Source organism: Pedobacter albus (assembly GCF_036324255.1).
In the GTDB taxonomy this organism is placed as follows: Bacteria; Bacteroidota; Bacteroidia; order Sphingobacteriales; family Sphingobacteriaceae; genus Pedobacter; species Pedobacter albus.
On record NZ_JAZDQT010000001.1, the window covers coordinates 133,755 to 152,847 of the forward strand.

Annotated in this window: 19 protein-coding genes; 8 read left to right on the plus strand and 11 right to left on the minus strand. The window is 44.7% G+C overall.

Going from position 1 to position 19,093, the window contains the following annotated elements; genetic code table 11:
- Positions 1-9 precede the first annotated feature (9 nt).
- The 3 genes from holA (at position 10) to VRU48_RS00545 (ending at position 4,374) form a co-directional block, all read left to right on the plus strand.
- Entirely contained in the window at positions 10-1,035 is a 1,026-nt protein-coding gene (gene holA / locus VRU48_RS00535) for a DNA polymerase III subunit delta (protein WP_330105983.1), read from the plus strand.
- Between the two features lie 139 nt (positions 1,036-1,174).
- Entirely contained in the window at positions 1,175-1,534 is a 360-nt protein-coding gene (locus tag VRU48_RS00540; protein ID WP_330105984.1) for a VOC family protein, read from the plus strand.
- Positions 1,535-1,797: 263 nt separating this feature from the next.
- Complete coding sequence (locus tag VRU48_RS00545; RefSeq protein WP_330105985.1) at positions 1,798-4,374, plus strand: zinc-dependent metalloprotease; 2,577 nt, start codon at positions 1,798-1,800, stop codon at positions 4,372-4,374.
- 68 nt (positions 4,375-4,442) lie between these two features.
- Here VRU48_RS00545 and VRU48_RS00550 read toward each other — a convergent pair whose 3' ends face one another.
- The 4 genes from VRU48_RS00550 to VRU48_RS19620 all read right to left on the minus strand — a co-directional run bounded on the left by VRU48_RS00550 (position 4,443) and on the right by VRU48_RS19620 (position 7,308).
- Positions 4,443-5,906, minus strand: coding sequence for a S41 family peptidase (locus VRU48_RS00550; protein ID WP_330105986.1), 1,464 nt, complete (start codon positions 5,904-5,906; stop codon positions 4,443-4,445).
- Positions 5,907-6,035: 129 nt separating this feature from the next.
- Positions 6,036-6,530: an SRPBCC family protein gene (locus VRU48_RS00555; protein ID WP_330105987.1), complete on the minus strand. Its 495-nt coding sequence runs from the start codon at positions 6,528-6,530 to the stop codon at positions 6,036-6,038.
- On the minus strand, positions 6,527-6,847 hold the full coding sequence (locus VRU48_RS00560; RefSeq protein ID WP_330105988.1) for an ArsR/SmtB family transcription factor: 321 nt from the start codon (positions 6,845-6,847) through the stop codon (positions 6,527-6,529). The genes VRU48_RS00555 and VRU48_RS00560 overlap by 4 nt, the downstream gene beginning before the upstream one ends.
- A gap of 287 nt (positions 6,848-7,134) precedes the next feature.
- Entirely contained in the window at positions 7,135-7,308 is a 174-nt protein-coding gene (locus VRU48_RS19620) for a hypothetical protein (protein ID WP_431311605.1), read from the minus strand.
- A gap of 238 nt (positions 7,309-7,546) precedes the next feature.
- On the opposite strand from VRU48_RS19620, the gene VRU48_RS00565 reads away from it, so the two are divergent.
- On the plus strand, positions 7,547-7,951 hold the full coding sequence (locus tag VRU48_RS00565; protein WP_330105989.1) for an EVE domain-containing protein: 405 nt from the start codon (positions 7,547-7,549) through the stop codon (positions 7,949-7,951).
- A 178-nt stretch (positions 7,952-8,129) separates the two neighbouring features.
- Here VRU48_RS00565 and VRU48_RS00570 read toward each other — a convergent pair whose 3' ends face one another.
- Complete coding sequence (locus VRU48_RS00570; RefSeq protein ID WP_330105990.1) at positions 8,130-9,314, minus strand: cation:proton antiporter; 1,185 nt, start codon at positions 9,312-9,314, stop codon at positions 8,130-8,132.
- Positions 9,315-9,351: 37 nt separating this feature from the next.
- On the minus strand, positions 9,352-9,873 hold the full coding sequence (locus VRU48_RS00575) for an acyl-CoA thioesterase (protein ID WP_199136593.1): 522 nt from the start codon (positions 9,871-9,873) through the stop codon (positions 9,352-9,354).
- 180 nt (positions 9,874-10,053) lie between these two features.
- On the opposite strand from VRU48_RS00575, the gene VRU48_RS00580 reads away from it, so the two are divergent.
- Complete coding sequence (locus tag VRU48_RS00580) at positions 10,054-11,535, plus strand: alpha-amylase (RefSeq protein ID WP_330105991.1); 1,482 nt, start codon at positions 10,054-10,056, stop codon at positions 11,533-11,535.
- Between the two features lie 4 nt (positions 11,536-11,539).
- On the opposite strand, the gene VRU48_RS00585 is transcribed toward VRU48_RS00580, so the two are convergent.
- From VRU48_RS00585 to VRU48_RS00595, 3 genes are all read right to left on the minus strand, one after another.
- Positions 11,540-12,190 carry a hypothetical protein gene (locus VRU48_RS00585; protein WP_330105992.1) on the minus strand — a complete coding sequence of 217 codons (651 nt, stop codon included), beginning with the start codon at positions 12,188-12,190 and terminating at the stop codon, positions 11,540-11,542.
- A 69-nt stretch (positions 12,191-12,259) separates the two neighbouring features.
- Complete coding sequence (locus VRU48_RS00590; RefSeq protein WP_330105993.1) at positions 12,260-13,522, minus strand: type IX secretion system plug protein; 1,263 nt, start codon at positions 13,520-13,522, stop codon at positions 12,260-12,262.
- A 9-nt stretch (positions 13,523-13,531) separates the two neighbouring features.
- Entirely contained in the window at positions 13,532-15,445 is a 1,914-nt protein-coding gene (locus VRU48_RS00595) for an ABC-F family ATP-binding cassette domain-containing protein (protein WP_330105994.1), read from the minus strand.
- A gap of 214 nt (positions 15,446-15,659) precedes the next feature.
- Here VRU48_RS00595 and VRU48_RS00600 point away from each other — a divergent pair, with 214 nt between their 5' ends.
- Positions 15,660-16,070, plus strand: a complete 411-nt coding sequence (locus VRU48_RS00600; protein ID WP_330105995.1) for an Rrf2 family transcriptional regulator — start codon at positions 15,660-15,662, stop codon at positions 16,068-16,070.
- Positions 16,071-16,124: 54 nt separating this feature from the next.
- Positions 16,125-16,772 carry an NAD(P)-dependent oxidoreductase gene (locus VRU48_RS00605; protein ID WP_330105996.1) on the plus strand — a complete coding sequence of 216 codons (648 nt, stop codon included), beginning with the start codon at positions 16,125-16,127 and terminating at the stop codon, positions 16,770-16,772.
- A 61-nt stretch (positions 16,773-16,833) separates the two neighbouring features.
- Here the strand turns inward: VRU48_RS00605 and VRU48_RS00610 are convergent, their stop codons facing one another.
- Positions 16,834-17,067, minus strand: coding sequence for a hypothetical protein (locus VRU48_RS00610; protein ID WP_330105997.1), 234 nt, complete (start codon positions 17,065-17,067; stop codon positions 16,834-16,836).
- Positions 17,068-17,281: 214 nt separating this feature from the next.
- Here VRU48_RS00610 and VRU48_RS00615 point away from each other — a divergent pair, with 214 nt between their 5' ends.
- Positions 17,282-18,310, plus strand: a complete 1,029-nt coding sequence (locus VRU48_RS00615) for a quinone-dependent dihydroorotate dehydrogenase (RefSeq protein ID WP_330105998.1) — start codon at positions 17,282-17,284, stop codon at positions 18,308-18,310.
- Between the two features lie 111 nt (positions 18,311-18,421).
- Here the strand turns inward: VRU48_RS00615 and VRU48_RS00620 are convergent, their stop codons facing one another.
- Entirely contained in the window at positions 18,422-19,048 is a 627-nt protein-coding gene (locus VRU48_RS00620; RefSeq protein ID WP_330105999.1) for a HEAT repeat domain-containing protein, read from the minus strand.
- Positions 19,049-19,093 lie beyond the last annotated feature (45 nt).

Consider the following 19,093-nt stretch of genomic DNA (forward strand, 5'->3'; position numbering starts at 1 on the left):
TTTACGGCAATGAGCGCGGTTGATATCCTAAAAGACTTAAAGGCCAGAAAATTCAGGCCATTGTACCTGTTGCAGGGCGAAGAACCCTATTACATTGACCAAGTGCTTGATTACATGGAAAAACATGTGCTGAGCGATGGCGAGAAAGGCTTTAACCAAACGGTACTTTATGGCAAAGACACCGATATGGCCACCATTTTAAATGCAGCCAAACGCTACCCGATGATGGCCGAATACCAGCTCATTATGGTGAAGGAAGCGCAAGACCTGAAATGGGCCAAAGAAACCGAAGGCAGCAGCAAGGAGGCCGAAGTAGCGCTCAATTATTTTGAGAAGCCCCTGCCGAGCACTATTTTGGTATTAGCCTACAAGTATGCCAATTTCGACAAGCGCAAAAAAATTTACAAGGCTATTGCCAATAACGGCGTGGTTTTTCAGTCGGACCCGGTTCGCGATTACAAATTAATGCCTTGGATTGAAGACCATATCAAGGAAAAAGGCTACAAAATTGCTCCTCAAGCGGCTGCGCTAATGGCCGAATACCTGGGCACCGATTTATCTAAAATTGCCAACGAAGTAGAGAAGCTTTGTTTGAACATCAGCAAAGACGCCACGATACAAACAGACGATATCCAACGTAATATTGGCATCAGCAAAGAGTACAATGTATTCGAATTGCAAAAGGCGTTGGCCACGCGCAACGTGCTCAAATGCAATCAGATTGTGAACTATTTTGCCGATAATCCCAAAGCCAATCCCATGGTGATGGTGATGGCCAATTTGAGTGCTTATTTTACCAAAATCCTCAAATACCATTACCTGCCCAATAAAAACGATGCGGCCAAAGAACTGGGCGTAAATCCGTATTTTGTGAAAGATTATGAAACGGCTGCCCGGACATTCAGCATCGGAAAAACTTTCGACATCATCAGCATACTCCGTACCTACGATTTAAAAAGCAAGGGTTTAGATAGCACCGGAAATACGACCGACGGCGAACTGTTAAAAGAAATGTTGTTTAAGATGATACACTAGTTTATTGGTTCATTAGTTCATTGGCTGATTGGTTATTGTTAAATTGCTAGCTGAGAACTGCCAACTGGAAATTGGTTCATTCAAAACTCACCCATTCTCTAATTCACTCATTTAATCATTCACTCATTCAATTATCCCCATGCTAAAAGGACTTCGCACTATCGTTTATCACGTTAACGATTTAGAAAAAGCCAAAGAATGGTACCAACAGATTTTTGGCATCACGCCTTATTTTGATGAGCCTTTCTACGTAGGCTATAACGTTGGTGGTTTCGAACTCGGCCTCGATCCAGATCCTTCGAGCTACCAAAACGGCAATCAATCCATTACCTATTGGGGGGTAGACGATATCAAGGCAACCTTCGAAAAGATAGAAACTTTAGGTGTTAAGGTACACGAAGCGCCTAAAAATGTGGGTGGCCCGATTTGGGTAGGCAGCATTTACGATCCATTTGGCAATGTAATAGGCTTGATCGAAAATCCGGAGTTTGAGGGGTAAGTCTATAGTCCATGGTCTATAGTCCATAGTCAACAGTCTGTAGTCTATATGCTTTACAGATTAACAATCCAGCAATCCCACAATTTAACAATTGGACAATCCAACCATTAAGCAATTGAACAATTAATCACCCTCAAAGTCAAATCCCAACGGGTGATTTTCGCCTAAATATTTCTAGACATTGTAACTACAAAGTTATTGGCATGGCGATATAATTGGCCCTTGGGTCATTTATATTTACTTGTCAATTAACTTATTATTACATGAAAAGAAATTTACTAACCATTTTACTGGCAGTGGGCGCTATTACCCTGACCCAGGCACAAGTAAGGCCACAAGGCGGTGGCGCAGCCGATACTACCCGTAGGGCACCAGGCGCTGCCTTGGGATCGGGCGTAAGGGCACAGCCTAAACCTTATAACCAGGTGATTACCGATAAGGCACTTACCCGAAAGGGGATGATTACCACCCACAAAATTGAAGACAAATACTATTTTGAAATTGCCGATACCACTTTGGGCAGGGACATTTTGGTGGTAAGCCGCATTTCAAAATCGGGTACCGAAGTTCGTGCGGCGCAGGGCTATGCCGGCGATGTGATCGGCAGTACGGTAATCCGTTTCGACAAGGGGCCTAACAACCGCATTTTTATGCGCAAAATCAGTTTCAAAACGTACAGTCCGGATAGTACAACGGCCATGTACCAGAACCTGAAAAACTCGAGCATTCAGCCTATTGCGGCTTCTTTTAACGTGGCGGCCTACTCGCCCGACAAAAACGGCAGTGTGATTGATGTGACCGATTACATCAACAGCGACAACGATATTTTCTATTTCAGCTCGCCAATGGCCAAAACCCGTTTCAGGTTGGGTAGTCAATTGGCCGATCGCAGCTATATCCAAAACATCCGCAGTTTCCCAACAAACGTAGAAATCAGTACGGTTAAAACCTACAGCTTATCGGCGGCAACTACAAGTGGTTTTGGTGGCGGTGCGCCTGCTGCTGCTGGCGGTGCCGGTGGCTCAACAGGATCTGCAACCATAGAACTCAATACTTCGATGGTAATTTTGCCTAAGGTACCGATGAAAGCCCGTTACGCCGATCCGCGTGTAGGCTACTTTACCGTGGGTTATACCGATTTCGACCTCAATCCGCAAGGAGTGAAGGAAATCGATTTGATCAAACGTTGGAGGTTGGAACCAAAACCTCAGGATTTGGCCAAATACAAACGTGGCGAATTGGTTGAACCGGCTAAACAGATTGTGTATTACATCGATCCGGCTACGCCAAAAAAATGGGTTCCTTACCTCATTGCCGGTATCAACGATTGGCAAAAAGCTTTTGAGAAAGCCGGCTTCAAAAATGCCATCGTAGGCAAAATGGCGCCAACCAAAGAGCAGGATTCGACTTGGAGCATAGACGATGCACGCCATTCGGCCATTGTTTATAAGCCTTCAGAAATTGCCAATGCCAGCGGTCCGAGCATTTCCGATCCACGCAGCGGCGAAATCATGGAAAGCCATATCAACTGGTACCACAACGTCATGAAGCTGGTGCACGATTGGTATATGATCCAAACGGCTGCGGTTGATCCGAGGGCGCGCAAAGTTACTTTTAGCGACGAACTGATGGGCGATTTGATCCGTTTCGTTTCTTCGCACGAAGTAGGCCATACCTTGGGCTTGCTGCACAACTATGGTTCAAGTTCAACCGTGCCGGTAGAAAACCTGCGCAACAAAAAATGGGTAGAAGAAAACGGCCACACGCCTTCTATCATGGACTATGCCCGTTTCAACTATGTGGCGCAACCTGAAGACAACATCACCTCGAAAGGTTTGTATCCGCGTATTGGCGATTACGACAAATGGGCCATCGAGTGGGGTTACAAATACCTGGATGGAAAAGGCGCAGGCGATGAAACGGCTACCTTGAATAAAATGGTGATCGAATCGGCTAAAAACAGACGTTTGTGGTTCGGTACCGAGTCTAATCCAGATGATCCGCATTCGCAAAACGAAGATTTGGGCGACAACGCCATGAAAGCCAGTGATTATGGTATCAAAAACCTGAAAGTAATCTTGCCCCAATTGCCTGCCTGGACCAAAGAGCCTAACGAGGGCTACGAGAATTTGGCCAACATGTATGGCCAGTTAACTACACAATTTGGCCGCTACATGGGCCACGTAGCCAAAAATGTGGGCGGTATTTACGAAAATCCGAAAACCGTTGAGCAAGCGGGCTCAATTTACGAACGCGTACCTGCAGCCACGCAAAAAGAGGCCATGGATTTCTTGAACAGGCAATTGTTTGTAACGCCAAAATGGATGTTAACCCAATCAATTTTGGATAACATTGACCAAAATCCATTAGAGGTTGTTTCGAGATTGCAAGGCTCTACCTTGAGCCGTTTGTTGAGCAGCAATACCTTGAGCAAACTGGTAGCGGCCGAAGCTACGGATGGAGCCACGGCTTACAAAATTACCGATTTGTTTGGCGATTTGAACAACTCGATCTTCACCGAGCTGAAATCAAACGCTACGATCGATGTATACCGTCGCAACCTGCAAAAAGCCTATGTTGATAAGCTCATTGCCATTGTTAAGCCAGCTGCGCCTGCTCCAACAGCGGTTAATGCCGTTTTAACCGGCAGGGGAGGCAATATTCCAACTGGTTTATCGGCTTCGCAAAGCGATGTGGTATCGGTGGTTAAAGGCCAATTACGCGATTTGGATAAAACCATCAAATCGGCAGCAGGTTCGCAAGGCGATACCTTAAGCAAATACCATTTGCAGGATTTGTCAGACCGCATCGAAGCGGCGCTCGACAGCAAAAAAGACTAAGCGTTTTTTAATCCATAAAAAATCCCCATCCTAATACAATCAGGATGGGGATTTTCTGTTTTGGTGTTTTAAGGATTGCTGTCTAAAACCCAGGTTTCAGCTGTTTTTAAGACGGTATCTTCTCCAGCAACAGGCTTTACAACAACATCAGGTGTAATTTTGCCGATGTACTTTTTCATATTGCGATCGGCAACATACGAACTGGCCAGGTACAAAAAGGAGCCGTCTGGAAGCGGATAGCCCGTATTGGCTGTGGTATAGCCTCCGCTTTGCTCGCCAAACAATTTGGCATTCTTTTTTCCGATAAACGAAACAGTGGTCATTTCGCCGCTGCTGCTGGTCCTTGGCCCAATGAGCACGGCTACCTTGCTGTTGGGGTTTTTGAGCTCGTAAGGCTGATCTATCTTCACGGTAATGCCTTTGCCGGCGCCTTCGCCTTCTTTGGTATAGTACCATGGGGTTTTACTTTTGCCTTTAACAAAGTAGCCCAAGGTTCCTCGGCCTATAATTGGGCCCAGGCCTGCAATCATGGGGTGCATGTTGCCGCCGGTGTTCGGGCGCAGGTCAACAATCCAGCCTTTGATAGTATTTTCAGTATCCAGTTTTTTGATAAAGCCCTGTATCTCGTTGGCAAAAGCCTTGCCTGTTTCGGTATCGGTAGAACCATAGCTGGGCACCATAATGTAACCAATATGATTGTCGAGCAATTTAAAGGTAGGTTTTTGCTGACTGGTGTTGCCGCTTGCATATTGCTGTGCTGCTACTTTGGGCTGAAAAAAAGAATGGTTATCGCCGGCTGCCCGTAATTTTTGCAACATAAAATTGGTCAGCATCTGTGCATCGGCAGTGGTTTCCAGGCCTTTGCCCAACTCTTCGATATCGGCATTGATGGCCCCCCAGTTGAGCGAATCCGTATAAATAGAGTTATCTTTAATAATGGCATTAACTACCGCAATATAGTTTTTCACTTCTTTGCTGGCAGGCTTGCTATTGGCTTGGGCGCTTTCAAACGCAATGTCGTCAAACCAAGTTGATCCGGCCCCCATCGAATAGCCTCCTAGGACTAGCCTTTTAGCCGTTCTGTCTAAGATCAGGGTCATCGAATATTTTTTCCAGTCGTTGGTTCCTTTTACAGGTTCGTTTTGGCTTCCGAGGTTCACAAAGCCAACGCTTTTGTTCTTGTCGTCCCAAACCTGGCACCAAATGGCCGCGCTGCCCATCAGGTTTTCGGTCTTGAGATAAACGCTGATGGTTGCCCTTGAGGTTTTGTCGAGGTTGAGTGGGATGGTTTGCGAAAAAGACGCAAATTTGCTAGGTTCTACGCCTTCGTTGGTGCTGATTTTTAACGAAGAACTGCCCGAAAATTTAATGTTATCGTCTATTTGAACGGTTGAACCGGGTATTTCTTTGATAGCCCAGCTTTCTGGCCATTTGGCATTTTCCTTTTTCTCATCGAAAGAAGTGTTTTTGATTTGGGCGAAAGCCGTTAAGCCGATGAGCCCGAGTAAGGAGGTAAGTAGTGTTTTTTTCATGCGTTTAGTAGCTTTGGTATGAAGACAACGTCTATTTCTTAGAAATCTTTTAGCCTGATTTGTTACGATAAAAAAATGCCCCAATTCTGTGACAGAAAAGGGGCGAAGTATGAGGGCAGATCGTTTTGTTTAATGCGAAGCCAAATATTCGTCGAGGTTCTCTAGGCCTGCGGTAAAGCCTTCTTTAAAGCCCATGCCGATTATGGTGTTCATGTCTTCTTCCTTGTCGAAGGTAATTTCGATGTAAACCTTGGTTTCGTCGCCTTCGGCCTTGAAATTCTTGTCCCAGTGCATGATTGGAAATTCAAGATTAGGCGTACCGTTTTCATCGCAAAAACCCGCCGAACTGTTGATGTGGCTTTCTGGATTTACGGTGTGGTAATCAACCTTGCACCAATGGCGTTCGCCTTCTGGACCCACCATGCAATAGAGCCAATGGCCGCCGCTTTTGCAGTCCATGGTTTTGGTTTCGGCCTTGAAAGGCTTAGGTGCCCACCATTGGTCCAGAATTTCGCTTTCGGTCCAGGCCCTCCATACGGTAGCTAGGGGAGCGCCGAACGACCTGGTTACGGTTAGTTTTTTGTTTTCGGTGTCTTTTGAAAAAACAGCTTCTCTCTTTGTCATGATTTTTTAGGTTTTAAATTTTCCAATAAGTTGTCTAGTTGTTCGAAACGCGTTTCCCAAAGTTTGCGGAACTGCTCCATCCAAAGGTCAACTTCTTTCATTTTCTGAGGGTTGAAATGATAATAGATTTCCCGCCCATTTTGTTTTTGTTCAATGAGCTGGCATTCGTTTAATATTTTGATATGCTTGGATATGGCCTGCCGGGTACTGTCGAAATTTTCGGCAATGGCATTGGGGGTCATGGCCTGCAGGGCAAGTAGCCCAATAATGGCGCGGCGGGTAGGATCGGCAATGGCCTGAAAAACATCTCTTCTCATGGTATATCTTTAATTTGCAACCGTTCAGTTGCAAATATAAATGCAACCGATCGGTTTCGCAAATATTTTTTGAAAAGATTCTAGATGACAGGTGATTTTAACCGCCTAAGGCACCTGAGCATGGCGAAAATTAGGATAGGCAAGAGGTCTTGTGGTTAATTAAAGGCGTTTCAAAATTTGATAAATTCTTCTTTTAAATGTTTTGATACGTTGATCCAATTTGTAGAATTTGTTATTTTGAGTTTGACGTCGCATTCAGTTTCGATGACATGGAGAATATGTCGATATCAATCTAAATACGTCCATTCCCTAGGTTTGGGCGAATAGAGAAAATGACCATTGCTATCCCAATGAACTTCGGTAGCACTTCTGTAAATAAGGACAAAAGATAGCTTTTCGGGTTTGATGTAAAGTCTTTCTAATTTGTCAATCCCAATTTCTAGAATGTTTTCTACTTGCATCAGAATTAGTTTTGTTGCTTTTAACTGTAGATATCTTTTTGTCAAAAATAGATTAATTCTAGCTAGTCAGGTAAAAAATGCTCCATTCAGAAAAAGCAATTCGTAAAAGACGCATTGCTTTTCTATTTTAGAAATATGTGAAAGCTGTGCTTGCATTTGCTATTTTTGTAGGCACAGTGCGAAAGGATAGCTTACCTTACTTTCGCTAAACGATAAAAACACATTTAAAACAAGTATAATGCAATATTGGCTAGTCAAATCGGAACCTTTTAAATACAGTTGGGAGAAATTTAACCAAGACGGACGTACCTTTTGGGATGGCGTACGCAATTTTCAGGCGCGCAATAACCTCAGGGCCATGCGAGAAGGCGATTTGGTGCTTTTTTACCACAGCAACGAAGGCAAAAATGTAGTAGGTATTGCCAAAGTAGTGAAAGAAGCCTATCAAGACCCAACCACCAGCGATCCGAATTGGGTGGTAGTCGATTTGGCGCCGGTACAAAGTTTGGCTAAGCCAGTGAGCCTGGAACAGATCAAAGCAGAAGAAAGCCTTAAAGACATTTCTTTGGTGCGCCAGGGTCGTTTGTCGGTGATGCCTTTAAAAGCAACAGAATTTGATAAGATTCTCGAAATGGGAAGCTAGTGCAGTCTTTAGTCTTTAGTCGATAGTCCATAGTCTTTAGTCGATAGAGCATAGTGTATTGACAGATTACCTTTCAAAAAGTGGAAGGAGTTTTCAATTGGCAATTTTCAGTTGGCAGCTCTCCATTGAACAATCCAACAGTTTAACAATTTAACAATGGAGCAATCGAAAACAATCATCAATGCATTTCCGAAATCTTTTTCTTGCTGGTCATTAAGCCGATGCTCATGATCAAACTGGTGCCCAGTACCACTACAAATAAGAAAGAAGTGCCAATTTCGGGCAGTTTCATGCTGGCAGGCAAATTATAGTACAACAAGATGCTGATTAGTCCGCGAGGCGTAACAAAGCCTTCAGGCATCACGTTTTCCCTTCTAAAGAGCAACAAATATACAAACCTGATGACGTAAATGCTCAGCAAAATCAGAAAGCCATTAACCAGTACATTTTGGTTGTTCAGTTCGTAGATGTTAATGGTAAAGCCAAATATCACGAAGAAGAAGGTACGGATAATAAAGGCACTCTCGGCCGAAAGCTGATGCAACTGGGACAGGTCCTTGGCCAGGTTTTCGTACAAAAACACCGTTCTGAACCAGGCATGTCTAATGGTATCGGCGTTGTTTAAAAAGAGGCCAAAGGCCAAAATCAGTACCAGTGACGAAAGGTGGTGCGATTGTCCGATGGCATAAACCAAAATCAGGATGGAAATAATCAGGAAGAACTTGATGTGGTGCGAAATCCTGCCCATCAGGTACAGCAAAAATATACAGGCGATTACCGAAAATATAATAACGATGGCCATGTCGAGGCCCAAAGTGGCAAAAGAACTGGCCGAAATATGGGGATTGGAAACAGCAAAGTTGAAAATGATAATGCCCAAAATATCCGAAAAAGAGCTTTCGTAAATGATAAATTCCTTACTCTTTTTGCCCAGTCCGGCAACAGAGGGAATGGCAATGGCCGAGCTGATGACGCTAAAAGGTACGGCATTAACCAAACAGAGGTAAAGTTCCTTGTCTGTTACTTGATAAATGATAAAGGTAATGCAGGCAATGGTAGCCAAAAGGATAAAAAAGGCCGAAAAAAAAGCACCTTTGATGATTTTGTTCTTCTCGCGGTCGTATTTAAGTTCCAAAGAACCCTCAAAAACGATTAAAATCAGCCCTACGGTGCCCAAAGTGGGTAAAATGCGCAAGAAATTGAAGGTTTGCAGGTGCAGGTTATCTACCAGCAGGCGTAGGCCGATGCCCAACAGCAGGAGCAATAAAACCGAAGGCAGCTTGGTTTTGCTGGCTACCAAATCAAACAGATAGGAGAAGATTACCAATCCGCTTAAAATAATCAAAGTAGTGTAGGTCGTCATGCCGTTTTCGTTGTTAAGCCGACCAAATGGTCAGGATTTATTCCTTAAAAAATAGGGCCTTGAGTTCGCTAGCGTCGTTGGGTTCCATTTTGCCGCCTAAGATTAAACGCAATTGCCTGCGGCGCAAGGCCCCGTTAAACAATTCGATTTCTTCGTTGGTTTCTGGTTTCAACTCGGGCACAGGGATGGTTCTGCCACTTTGATCAACCGCTACGAAAGTATAATAAGCTTCGTTCGACTTCGCTCTGCTGCCAGAAGGGATGTTTTCTGCCCAAACGTCTAAACGTACCTCAACCGAAGTGTTAAACGAACGGGTAACCTTGGCCTCAATGGTAATTACATCGCCCAGTTTAATGGCCTGTTTAAAGGAAACATTGTCAACCGAAGCCGTAACCACAATCCTGTTGCAGTGCTTTTGTGCCGAAATAGCCGCCGCGATATCCATCCAATGCAACAAACGTCCGCCCATTAAATTGTTAAGGGTGTTGGTGTCGTTGGGTAATACCAGCTCGTTCATGATCGTGAACGAATCTTTAGGGCTTTTAGCTTTTATACTCATAATGGCTGCAAAAGTAGATAAAAAAGATGGATTTTATTGTATTTTTTGGCAAAAGCCATCCGTCTAATTATGGTAAAGAAAGGCGAAATACTTGTTTGCCAAGCCTTAAATTGCTAAAATAGTATACCGTTTAAAACATAAGCCACTCTTTCCTGTTACCCTTATTTAGCCTTTAAAAATATGCAAAACCCAACGCTGATCCAGTATTTCCATTGGTACTACAATGAAGCCGATAATTTGTGGACGAAAGTAAAAAAAGAGGCTGAAAATTTGGCCACCATGGGCATCACAGGACTTTGGCTTCCGCCTGCCTATAAGGGCACGAATGGCACTTTTTCTATAGGCTACGATACCTATGATTTGTTCGATTTGGGCGAGTTTGACCAAAAAAACAGTACGGCCACCAAATATGGCACGAAGCAAGAATACCAACAAGCCATCGAGGCTTTGCACCAACATGGTTTGCAGGCCATTGCCGATACCATCTTTAACCATAAAGCCGGGGGCGATGAGCTTGAAAAGGTGAGCGTAAGACGGGTAAACAAAGAAAACAGGAACGAATTTACCTCTGATGTGTTCGAAATCGAGGCCTGGACCCGGTTTACCTTTCCGGGGCGCAAAGGCCAATATTCCGAATTTATTTGGGATCACCGATGCTTTAGTGGCGTAGATTGGGCCGAAGACCTGAAAGAATCGGCGATTTTTATGATCGAAAATGGCTATGGCGAAGGCTGGGAAAAAGTACCCTCCAACGAATTGGGCAATTACGATTACCTGATGTTCGACGATATCGATTTTAGGAATCCTGCCGTACGCGAAGAGCTTAAGTATTGGGGCAAATGGTATTACGAAAACACCAAGGTTGATGGTTTCCGCCTGGACGCCGTTAAACACATCTCGCCCGATTTTCTGATCGAATGGATGGACGAAATGGAGCAGGAATGTGTCCGAAATTTCTACTTTGTGGCCGAAAACTGGGATATTCAAGATGTAAGCGATCTCGATCAATACCTCGAAATTACCGGTGGCCGCACCCAGCTGTTCGATTCGTTGCTGCACCATAACCTTTACCTGGCTTCTACCGAAGGCAAGGATTACGATATGAGCCGTATTTTTGAGAATACCTTGGTAGGCAATAGGCCCGAACTGGCCGTTACTTTTGTGGATAACCATGATTCGCAACCGATGCAGGCGCTTGAATCCTTTGTCGATTATTGGTTTCGCCCCTTGGCTTATGCACTGATTTTATTGCGTGTGCAAGGTACGCCCTGTGTGTTCTTTACCGATGTGTATGGCGCCAGTTATGAAGACAAAGCGCAACATATCGATTTAGCTACGGTTGCCGAATTGCCAGTTTTGCTAAAAATCAGGCGCGATTTGGCCTATGGCGAACAGCAGGATTACCTTAACCATGCCAATTGTATCGGCTGGACCCGAACCGGCGATGCCGAACACGAAAACTCAGGTTTGGCGGTGCTCATGTGCAACGGCGACGAAGGCTTTAAGGAAATGCAGGTAGGCAAGGCTTTTGCGGGTCGGGTTTTTGTAGATGCCTTGGACAAAAGACAAGAGGAAATTACAATTGACGACAATGGAAATGCCACTTTTCTGTGCAATGCGGGCAGCGTAAGCGTTTGGGTGCCCAAAGAGGCCATGGCCTAAGCTATCAGCAACAAATGGTGTCTGTAGGCTTTGGAGCTTCGGTCTGTTCTTCCTTTTTTTGTTGGTTCTTGATTTCGATCGAGTTGTTTTTTTCGTCAATGGCGAGCCAAACAATGCCGGTACCGATCAAGGCGGTAATGACGACTATCCAGGTAAACGAATTCAATATCTTTTTGGTGAATTTGTAGCCTCCGCCAGGCAGGTAAGGACTTTTCTTATGTGCTTTGTTGTAAGCATCGATGTCGAATTGGAAGGGCGCTATGCCTAAAACAGAACGTTCATAATGATATTCTTCCCGATGGATTACATACTTGGAGTTGCTCTGGTCTATTTTCTTTCGGGTAGCTCTCGTAAAATGCAAGGCGATGCCAATGATCAATAAGCTTATCATGCCCGAGCAAATGAGGTAGGAGGTAGGATTGATTTTGGTGCTCAGCGTAATAAAGCTACCTATCAGGCCTCCGAAAATGATGATGGTGGTTTGTAAAATGGTTTTGAGTACGCCAATGGCATCTTGCGTGTGCGCAATTTCGGCATCCTGGTTGGCGCGCATGCCATCAAATGCCTCACGCTTATGGGCAATATGGATATCTATTTTTGCCTGGTCATCAGCAACAAGTTTTGGGATGTCGGCAGATTCTTTCTTTTTAGTCATGGACTTTAAGCGCTAAAGATCGCACCTAAAATAACAGAATAGCAGTAGATTTGACAGTCTGGAAATGCTCTATTTTTTTACATTTGAGATGTTGGCAAAGCCGATCAGCTCATCCCAACGGCCACCTGGTTTGCGGTAATAGGCCAGTATCTGATAGGTGTTGCCGGTTTCGAAAAAAGAACCCTCAAAAACGGTATCGTCAAATTTGCCGTTGCCATCAACCCAAACGTATTTGAAGTCGTAAACGCCTTGTTTTACCTTGATGTTGCCGTAAAAGCGCTTGCGACTGGTATCGTAAATGAGCCTGCTGTCTTCGTTGATGGCATAATTGTTAAACCGGCCAACTACATAGGCATTGCCTTTGGCGCTTGGCGGAACTGCGCTTAGGGTAAAAAGCACATTGGCATAGTCGCTATCGGTAATGTTATCGCGACCGTCTTGGTTACGTACAAAAAAATCGCCGTTTTCGTCAAATTGGTTGCTGTATCGGGCAGTACCGGTGGCCTGGTCGGCAAAAAGAATCACATTAATGGAGGAGTCGCGGTAAATATCCTGCACATGCTCGGCTTTGTACCTAAAGCTCCTGATGTCAAATTTGCGGAACTCGTTGCCTGCCCAAAACTCGTTGGTGCCCAATTCGTTGTAGGTGAGGGCTCCGGGTTTTACAAAGGCAGGTTTGGTATTGATAACGGCGGTTTGCGGAATACCGTTTTGCATCACCACCGCCTTTACCTGCAGGTAAGGGTTTTGGATAGCCATTTGATGAAAAATGCTAAAGCTTACCCGCTGTTTGCTGTTGCGAAATTCTACCTGACTGCTTGGCAGCAACTCGGCACCGATATTGGCCAAATTGTCAACAACATAAAAGCGTTGCGTAATGATTACGTTTTCAGGCTTGTTGCTCTCATAAACCTTGAGCAGGTAATTGCCACTTATTTTAGGCTTGATCTGCTCGTTAGGCAAGGAAATTTGATAATGCGTAAATTTCTGTAGCGTATTAAAGGAATAGCGATAACCAAAAATGATATCCTCCTTAAACGATTCTACGTAATCGAGTTGGTTGAGGTTAGATGGCTTCCAATCGTAGGTACAGTGCTCAATGCTGTAGCTGTAGTTTTTGTTGCCACCACGCAAGTCGTCAAAGCCAAAAGTGAGTGTTTCGCCGGTGCGCAATGTAATCACCGGAAAGGATTGTTCTTTTTTGCTGTTGTAGCATTCAACCGTTTTGATGAATGGCTGATAGATTTTATTGTCGTAAACTACGCTTGCATTTTGGGCAAAAGCGCTTGTGCATAAAACGATTATAAAAGCTATCAGGCCTAATTTCTTCATCAAATTGTCTTAAGATTCGAGTTCCATGATTTCGGCTGCTAGTTCTTCCCATACTTTTTGGGCATGGTCTAGCAAGGCTTTTTCGGCCAGGTAATGTTTATTCGCCTCGTCCAGTTTATGCTGGTTCGAAAATATTTCTTCTTTGGCCAGTTCGGCTTCTGCTGCCTTTACGCTTATTTCGAAAGCGGCAATTTCCTCTTCGGTTCTGCGTAGCTTTTCGTTCAGCTTTTTCAATTGCTGCTGAGCATTGGCAGGCGCGGGTTCGGCCACTTTGGTTTTCTTTTCTTCGCCCGTTGGCTTAACCGGAATAGGTTTTGGCGCCGGAATAACACGTTTACTGTTCCACTCTTCGTATTCGGCGTAAGTGCCTGGATATTCCTTGATCTTTTCTTCTTCGATGAACCAGATTTTGTTGGCCACGTTGTCTAGGAAATACCTGTCGTGCGATACGGCAATAAAAGTGCCTTCGTATTGTTGCAAGGCCTGAATAAGGATGTTAACCGACTGGATGTCCAAGTGGTTGGTGGGCTCATCCAAAATCAGGAAATTCGAATCGGTGGTCAGCGATTTGGCCAAGGCTACCCTCGATTTTTCGCCCCCAGAAAGCACCCTGATTTTTTTGAATACGTCATCGCCGGTAAACAAGAAGCAACCCAAGATTGAACGCAACTCGGTATCGGTATGTTTTGGCGCAAAAGCCTGCAATTCTTCTAAGATGGTATTGTCTAGGTGCAGCGATTCCAATTGGTGCTGCGCAAAGAAAGTCGTGGTTACGTTATGGCCGGTTTCGCAAGAACCTTCAAATTTCTCGGTGCCCGCAATCATACGTAATAAGGTCGATTTACCTTTACCGTTGGCGCCAATCAGCGCAATTTTATCGCCTTTTTCGATTACCGCATCGGCATGCTCCAAGATATCGATGTTCGGATAGCTTTTAGAGGCATTTTCGATGCGCACCACATGGCGGCCCGAGGGTTTGGTAAATTTAAAGCTGAAGTTTACCGTTGGATTGTCGTCGTCAACATCTTCTACACGTTCCATTTTGTCGAGGGCTTTCATCCTCGATTGAGCCATTTTGGCTTTGCTGGCCTTGGCCTTAAAGCGTTCGATCAAACGTTCTTCCTGCTTGATTTTGGCTTGCTGGTTTTTAAACTCGCCTCTTTGGATCTCGCTGCGCAAAGCTTTTTCTTCCAAGTAGAAAGAATAGTTGCCCGCATAAACGGTCAGCTTGCCTTTGCGCGATTCGACGGTTTTATTCACGATTTTGTCCAAGAAATACCTATCGTGCGAAACGATGACAATGGCGCCTTCAAAACCGCCCAAATAGTTTTCGAGCCATTTGATGGAAGGCAAGTCCATGTGGTTGGTCGGCTCATCCAGCAAGAGGATATCGGGCGTTTGCAACAGGATTTTGGCCAGCATCACGCGCATACGCCAACCTCCCGAAAAGGTATTCAAAGGGCGTTGCTGATCGGCGGTGCTGAAACCCAAACCCGCCAAAATTTCATTGGCGCGGTATTCGATGTTATAGCCATCAAGCGCCTCGAATTCTTGTTGTTTGTCGCTCAGTTTATTTAAAACCTCCTCGCTGTAATCCGTTTCGATTTTTTTGAGGAGTTCTTCAATCTCGTCGTGCAGTTGGTTCTGGCGCTCAAAAGCCTCCATAGCCACGTGCAGAATGCTGTGATGCGAATCGTACGACAACAAATCCTGGTTCAGGTAGCCAATCTTGATGTCTTTCGCCATCGAGATGCTGCCCGAAGAAGGTGTGTATTCGCCCACAATAAGTTTAAGCAAGGTAGATTTGCCGGTTCCGTTTGCACCAATCAATCCCACACGGTCGCCTGGCTTAATGTGCCAATCGGCTTCGTCATATAAGGCCCTAGAGCCAATTAAAAAAGTTAAATCGTTTATAGAAATCATTTCGGCGCAAAAATACAAATTAAATTGGCTAATTCCCGATTGCTTTAAAGGTTAAAATTGCTTTGATAGCTAAATTGTTAGCTTAGTAAACTAATCGCCAATCGCTATACGCCTTACACTTTACGCATTACGCTCTGCTCCATACGCACTACACAAAAATTTGGAATTTAAAAAAATGTTCCTACCTTTGTACTGTAATAAAAATAATTACAGAATGAACAACGGAAGATTCTCCATCGCATTGCATATTCTGGTCTTGCTCGACAAGGCCCAGGGCGAATTGGTATCGTCTGAATGGCTGGCGGGAAGCATCAACATCAATCCGGCCATGGTACGCAAAGAGCTGATCAGTTTGCGCCAACACGGCTTTGTGCAAAGCAAGGAAGGCAAAAACGGTGGCACCACCTTGGCCAAAAAGGCAAGCGACATTAGTTTGGGAGCCATTTACGAAAGCGTAAGGCAGCTGTCGCTGTTGGGGCATCAGAAAAACACGCCTAACCCGCGATGTCCGGTAGGCAAAAATATCAATGCCCATTTAGACGGCCTATACAACGATACTGAGCGCGTGTTGATCGATCAACTGAACAAGCAAAGCCTGGCCGATTTTAGTGCCAAGTTCGTCTGATATTTTTTTAAATAAAACTGTAACAAAATTATTTACAATATAAAATCAAAAACAATGAAAGTAGCAGTAATAGGGGCCACAGGTTTTGTTGGCCAAAACTTAACAGCAGAATTGGCCAATCGTGGCCATCAGGTAATTGCCATTGCGCGTAACGTAGGTTCGGTAGCTCAAAACGATCAGGTAACGGCAAAAACCGCCGATGTAAGCGATGTTGAATCTTTGGCCGATGCCTTGAAAGGTGCCGATGTAGTGGTAAGCGCATTTAACGCAGGATGGACCAACCCAAATTTGTATGCCGATTTTATCAAAGGATCTGAAGCTGTGCAAGCGGCTGTAAAAACGGCTGGTGTACCTCGCTTAATCGTGATTGGCGGTGCCGGAAGTTTATTTATTGATGGACACCAATTAGTAGATGGTCCTGATTTTCCGGCCGAATACAAAGCCGGCGCAACGGCAGCCAGGGATTATTTGAACATCCTTAAAAACGAAAAGGAAATCAACTGGACCTTTTTTAGTCCGGCCATAGAAATGCATCCGGGTATTGATACCGGCCGTACCGGCAATTACCGTTTGGGTTTAGAAAATCCAGTGTTCAACGCCGAGGGCAGAAGCATACTTTCTGTACAGGATTTAGCGGTTGTTATTGCCGACGAGGTAGCGAGCAACCAGCATGCCAAGCAAAGGTTTACCGCGGCCTACTAAAAATAAAAAAGCCAGCTTCGCACCTAATGAAGCTGGCTTTTTAAAGTTTCCCTGTGTTTAATTAAAAGTAGATGCACTGCGAATCTTCTTCAGAGTAGCCATCCTTGCCTGCGCAATAGCTAGCCCAACTGCTGGGGCTGCAATCAGGTACGTTAACCGGGTCGCCAATTAAGGCTACATATCTGGTACGGCAGTACATCACTGCCCGATCGCCGCCAATATGGCTGATGGTTTCGCCATCGCCGCCCATTACGTTTTTCATTTCAGCTTTGCTGAGCAAATTTACTTTTTTCATGTGGAGGGTCTTTGTTGAAGTTGTTGCAAGGGTATGCGCCATTGCTCGCTGTTGAACATAAACCAATTGTTCCTATGTAAAATCTAACTTATCCAAATGTTCTTTCATTTCAAAGCGACGGAAACGGATGTAAAAAAATAGAGCATTTTGCCGATTTGTGCAGATTTTTTTTTTCTTCAATAAAAGACAACAAAATCGTTCTTATCTTCGTTGCATGTATCGGCTAGTCAAACCTGTATTTTTTAAGTTCGACCCAGAAAATGTCCACTATTTTGTGGTTAAACGTCTTAAATGGTTCCACGATTATTTTCCATTGGGCAAAACCATTCTGCGCAGCAGTTTTGATATCCATTTAAAGGGATTGGAACGCGAGGTTTTTGGCCTCAAATTCAGAAATCCGGTGGGTTTGGCGGCAGGTTTCGACAAAAATGGCGAATATGTGGAGGCCCTGAGCAATCTGGGCTTCGGCTTTATCGAAGTAGGAACCGTTACGCCATTGCCTCAGCCGGGCAACGACAAGCCGCGGATGTTCAGGTTGGAAGAAGATGAAGCCCTGATTAACCGCATGGGCTTTAACAACAAAGGGGTCGACGTTATGGCCGAACGCCTGCGTTTATTGAAACAAAAAGAGCCTCAAATTATAGTAGGTGGCAACATTGGCAAAAACAAGAGTACGCCAAACGAAGATGCCACCAGCGATTACATCAAGTGCTTTGATCGTTTGTTTGATGTGGTTGATTATTTTGTGGTGAACGTAAGCTCGCCCAATACACCCGGATTAAGGGCTCTGCAAGAAAAAGAACCGCTTAAGGAACTGCTCCATACCTTGCAGCAACGCAACCGCAAAAACGATATTTCGAGGCCAATCCTGCTTAAGATAGCCCCCGATTTAACCAACGAACAATTGGACGATATTGTGGAGATTGTAAAGGAAACCGGCATTGCCGGCGTCATTGCAACCAACACTACGATTGACAGGAACGGCTTGTACACCGAAGAAAAGCTGAAAAGCGAAACCGGTGGTTTGAGTGGCAAGCCTTTGGCCAAAAGATCTACCGAGGTTATCCGTTACCTTTCCGAAAAATCGAATAAATCATTCCCGATTATTGGGGTAGGAGGCATCCACTCGCCGGCCGACGCCCAAGAAAAAATAGATGCAGGCGCTGCTTTGGTACAGCTGTATACGGGTTTTATTTACGAAGGGCCTGGGCTGATCAAGAGAATCTGCAAGGCTTTGGCTTAATTATTCGCGTGGCTTAAATTTTTATTCCCTTTTTCTCGGCTAATCAAAACTGGTCTTGTTGCCTGCCAGCTGATTTTTTAGGACCAGATAGGTAATAGCAGACCCAAAGGATTATTTGTTGATTTTCTTGATCGCTTTTTCAACGCGCAGGCGCTTGCTGTCTTTTTCAATTTCGGGCAAACGTGCCGTTAGTGTGCTGACGAAAATGCTTTTGTTTTGTTGGTTGATAATGGGCAAGGCATTTTCGGCATACATGGGCAACTGGTTGGTCGGGCACTTCAGCAGCCTTTCGTTTAACAGGGCAAAAGCATCGTCGGCATAGGTAGGCACAGCACAAAGCTTGATTAAAATGCCTACGCAGTTGTCGTTTGTAATGACCGAGCCTTTATCTGCACAGGCAATGATTTTAGGCAGGGCCTGATAAACCGCTTTTAGGTTTTCGTTGGCCACGGCATTTAAAGCTGTCATGGCACCCCATTGCAGGCGGTTGTTTTTATGGTCGAGCAGGGCCAGCAAAGCCTCGATGTGCGGGGCAACGAGTTTAGGATTCAATTTGCCGATTTCATCCAGGGTTTTGATGCAGTCGCTCTGGATATCCTTGTTTTTGTGGTGGAGGTTTTCTACCAATATCGCCACGGCCTTTTGATCGCCATTGGCTACAATCTGTTGGGCTAATTCCTGATTGGGAACTTCGTCCCTTCTGCCTAAAGAGGAGGCTAGTTGTTCGATTATTGACATGTTTGTTGATTTATTATTAGTTCATTGGTCACTGTTCTATAGCTG

What these genes read in the sequence shown, in the direction of transcription:
- holA (WP_330105983.1), top strand. Translation starts at nt 10, where the DNA reads ATGAGCGCGGTTGATATCCTAAAAGACTTAAAGGCCAGAAAATTCAGG.
- VRU48_RS00540 (WP_330105984.1), top strand. Translation starts at nt 1,175, where the DNA reads ATGCTAAAAGGACTTCGCACTATCGTTTATCACGTTAACGATTTAGAA.
- VRU48_RS00545 (WP_330105985.1), top strand. Translation starts at nt 1,798, where the DNA reads ATGAAAAGAAATTTACTAACCATTTTACTGGCAGTGGGCGCTATTACC.
- VRU48_RS00550 (WP_330105986.1), bottom strand. Translation starts at nt 5,906, where the DNA reads ATGAAAAAAACACTACTTACCTCCTTACTCGGGCTCATCGGCTTAACG.
- VRU48_RS00555 (WP_330105987.1), bottom strand. Translation starts at nt 6,530, where the DNA reads ATGACAAAGAGAGAAGCTGTTTTTTCAAAAGACACCGAAAACAAAAAA.
- VRU48_RS00560 (WP_330105988.1), bottom strand. Translation starts at nt 6,847, where the DNA reads ATGAGAAGAGATGTTTTTCAGGCCATTGCCGATCCTACCCGCCGCGCC.
- VRU48_RS19620 (WP_431311605.1), bottom strand. Translation starts at nt 7,308, where the DNA reads ATGCAAGTAGAAAACATTCTAGAAATTGGGATTGACAAATTAGAAAGA.
- VRU48_RS00565 (WP_330105989.1), top strand. Translation starts at nt 7,547, where the DNA reads ATGCAATATTGGCTAGTCAAATCGGAACCTTTTAAATACAGTTGGGAG.
- VRU48_RS00570 (WP_330105990.1), bottom strand. Translation starts at nt 9,314, where the DNA reads ATGACGACCTACACTACTTTGATTATTTTAAGCGGATTGGTAATCTTC.
- VRU48_RS00575 (WP_199136593.1), bottom strand. Translation starts at nt 9,873, where the DNA reads ATGAGTATAAAAGCTAAAAGCCCTAAAGATTCGTTCACGATCATGAAC.
- VRU48_RS00580 (WP_330105991.1), top strand. Translation starts at nt 10,054, where the DNA reads ATGCAAAACCCAACGCTGATCCAGTATTTCCATTGGTACTACAATGAA.
- VRU48_RS00585 (WP_330105992.1), bottom strand. Translation starts at nt 12,190, where the DNA reads ATGACTAAAAAGAAAGAATCTGCCGACATCCCAAAACTTGTTGCTGAT.
- VRU48_RS00590 (WP_330105993.1), bottom strand. Translation starts at nt 13,522, where the DNA reads ATGAAGAAATTAGGCCTGATAGCTTTTATAATCGTTTTATGCACAAGC.
- VRU48_RS00595 (WP_330105994.1), bottom strand. Translation starts at nt 15,445, where the DNA reads ATGATTTCTATAAACGATTTAACTTTTTTAATTGGCTCTAGGGCCTTA.
- VRU48_RS00600 (WP_330105995.1), top strand. Translation starts at nt 15,660, where the DNA reads ATGAACAACGGAAGATTCTCCATCGCATTGCATATTCTGGTCTTGCTC.
- VRU48_RS00605 (WP_330105996.1), top strand. Translation starts at nt 16,125, where the DNA reads ATGAAAGTAGCAGTAATAGGGGCCACAGGTTTTGTTGGCCAAAACTTA.
- VRU48_RS00610 (WP_330105997.1), bottom strand. Translation starts at nt 17,067, where the DNA reads ATGAAAAAAGTAAATTTGCTCAGCAAAGCTGAAATGAAAAACGTAATG.
- VRU48_RS00615 (WP_330105998.1), top strand. Translation starts at nt 17,282, where the DNA reads ATGTATCGGCTAGTCAAACCTGTATTTTTTAAGTTCGACCCAGAAAAT.
- VRU48_RS00620 (WP_330105999.1), bottom strand. Translation starts at nt 19,048, where the DNA reads ATGTCAATAATCGAACAACTAGCCTCCTCTTTAGGCAGAAGGGACGAA.